General features: G+C 51.7%; 6 tRNA genes and 2 rRNA genes (1 of these 8 cut by a window edge). All 8 read right to left on the bottom strand.

The features are described from left to right. Window positions 1-1,540, bottom strand: a 16S ribosomal RNA gene (locus tag NSQ16_RS00985); it reaches 10 nt to the left of the window's first position. Window positions 1,541-1,710: 170 nt separating this feature from the next. After that, window positions 1,711-1,786 (bottom strand) — tRNA-Ala (locus NSQ16_RS00980). Window positions 1,787-1,793: 7 nt separating this feature from the next. Beyond that, window positions 1,794-1,870: transfer RNA gene (locus tag NSQ16_RS00975), tRNA-Pro, on the bottom strand. Between the two features lie 27 nt (window positions 1,871-1,897). Beyond that, window positions 1,898-1,974 (bottom strand) — tRNA-Arg (locus tag NSQ16_RS00970). Window positions 1,975-2,005: 31 nt separating this feature from the next. Beyond that, a tRNA-Gly gene (locus NSQ16_RS00965) sits at window positions 2,006-2,080 on the bottom strand. A 60-nt stretch (window positions 2,081-2,140) separates the two neighbouring features. Then, a tRNA-Thr gene (locus tag NSQ16_RS00960) sits at window positions 2,141-2,213 on the bottom strand. A gap of 2 nt (window positions 2,214-2,215) precedes the next feature. After that, window positions 2,216-2,290 (bottom strand) — tRNA-Asn (locus NSQ16_RS00955). 45 nt (window positions 2,291-2,335) lie between these two features. Continuing rightward, window positions 2,336-2,451 (bottom strand): 5S ribosomal RNA (gene rrf / locus NSQ16_RS00950). Between the last annotated feature and the right edge of the window lie 49 nt (window positions 2,452-2,500).

Below are 2,500 nucleotides of genomic sequence, written 5' to 3'. Positions count from 1 at the left end.
ATCCAGCCGCACCTTCCGATACGGCTACCTTGTTACGACTTCACCCCAATCATCTGTCCCACCTTCGGCGGCTGGCTCCTAAAAGGTTACCTCACCGACTTCGGGTGTTACAAACTCTCGTGGTGTGACGGGCGGTGTGTACAAGGCCCGGGAACGTATTCACCGCGGCATGCTGATCCGCGATTACTAGCGATTCCAGCTTCACGCAGTCGAGTTGCAGACTGCGATCCGAACTGAGAACAGATTTGTGGGATTGGCTTAACCTCGCGGTTTCGCTGCCCTTTGTTCTGTCCATTGTAGCACGTGTGTAGCCCAGGTCATAAGGGGCATGATGATTTGACGTCATCCCCACCTTCCTCCGGTTTGTCACCGGCAGTCACCTTAGAGTGCCCAACTGAATGCTGGCAACTAAGATCAAGGGTTGCGCTCGTTGCGGGACTTAACCCAACATCTCACGACACGAGCTGACGACAACCATGCACCACCTGTCACTCTGCCCCCGAAGGGGACGTCCTATCTCTAGGATTGTCAGAGGATGTCAAGACCTGGTAAGGTTCTTCGCGTTGCTTCGAATTAAACCACATGCTCCACCGCTTGTGCGGGCCCCCGTCAATTCCTTTGAGTTTCAGTCTTGCGACCGTACTCCCCAGGCGGAGTGCTTAATGCGTTAGCTGCAGCACTAAGGGGCGGAAACCCCCTAACACTTAGCACTCATCGTTTACGGCGTGGACTACCAGGGTATCTAATCCTGTTCGCTCCCCACGCTTTCGCTCCTCAGCGTCAGTTACAGACCAGAGAGTCGCCTTCGCCACTGGTGTTCCTCCACATCTCTACGCATTTCACCGCTACACGTGGAATTCCACTCTCCTCTTCTGCACTCAAGTTCCCCAGTTTCCAATGACCCTCCCCGGTTGAGCCGGGGGCTTTCACATCAGACTTAAGAAACCGCCTGCGAGCCCTTTACGCCCAATAATTCCGGACAACGCTTGCCACCTACGTATTACCGCGGCTGCTGGCACGTAGTTAGCCGTGGCTTTCTGGTTAGGTACCGTCAAGGTACCGCCCTATTCGAACGGTACTTGTTCTTCCCTAACAACAGAGCTTTACGATCCGAAAACCTTCATCACTCACGCGGCGTTGCTCCGTCAGACTTTCGTCCATTGCGGAAGATTCCCTACTGCTGCCTCCCGTAGGAGTCTGGGCCGTGTCTCAGTCCCAGTGTGGCCGATCACCCTCTCAGGTCGGCTACGCATCGTTGCCTTGGTGAGCCGTTACCTCACCAACTAGCTAATGCGCCGCGGGTCCATCTGTAAGTGGTAGCCGAAGCCACCTTTTATGTTTGAACCATGCGGTTCAAACAACCATCCGGTATTAGCCCCGGTTTCCCGGAGTTATCCCAGTCTTACAGGCAGGTTACCCACGTGTTACTCACCCGTCCGCCGCTAACATCAGGGAGCAAGCTCCCGTCTGTCCGCTCGACTTGCATGTATTAGGCACGCCGCCAGCGTTCGTCCTGAGCCAGGATCAAACTCTCCGATAAAGTAGTTTGACTGACTACGCACATCGCTGTGCGATTTTTAAAAACTGAATTAACAGGTACGTTTTGTCTTGTTTAGTTTTCAAAGATCATTTTGTTTGTCCGCTTTGTTAAAGCAACTTTATTAGTATACAACGTCACTTCTTCAAAGTCAACAACTTTTTTAAAACTTTTGGTGGAGCCTAGCGGGATCGAACCGCTGACCTCCTGCGTGCAAAGCAGGCGCTCTCCCAGCTGAGCTAAGGCCCCATAAAAATGGTCGGGAAGACAGGATTCGAACCTGCGACCCCATGGTCCCAAACCATGTGCTCTACCAAGCTGAGCTACTTCCCGATTTCCTATCTATTCTATTAAAAGATATGGCGCGCCCGAGAGGAGTCGAACCCCTAACCTTTTGATCCGTAGTCAAACGCTCTATCCAATTGAGCTACGGGCGCAATTCAATTTACAATATCCCGTTGGGATAAATGGAGCGGAAGACGGGATTCGAACCCGCGACCCCCACCTTGGCAAGGTGGTGTTCTACCACTGAACTACTTCCGCATATCGCAATAAAAAAAGCTTTCTCCTTATGAGAAACCTTGGTAATAATACATTTAATAAAGCTTCCAAGCGGGCTCGAACCGCTGACCTCTTCCTTACCATGGAAGTGCTCTACCTGCTGAGCTATGGAAGCAATGGCTCCGCAGGTAGGATTCGAACCTACGACCGATCGGTTAACAGCCGATAGCTCTACCACTGAGCTACTGCGGAATAATATAAAGCTTCATAAACAAACATGGTAGAATTAATAAATCTGCTTGGCGGCGTCCTACTCTCACAGGGGGAAACCCCCGACTACCATCGGCGCTGAAGAGCTTAACTTCCGTGTTCGGTATGGGAACGGGTGTGACCTCTTCGCTATCGCCACCAAACAAATTGAGAGTGTTCTCTCAAAACTAGATAACAGGTGTGACATCATTC

Source organism: Bacillus sp. PS108 (assembly GCF_037963335.1).
Lineage (GTDB): Bacteria > Bacillota > Bacilli > Bacillales > Bacillaceae > Bacillus > Bacillus subtilis.
This window is presented reverse-complemented; position numbering and strand designations above follow the sequence as displayed.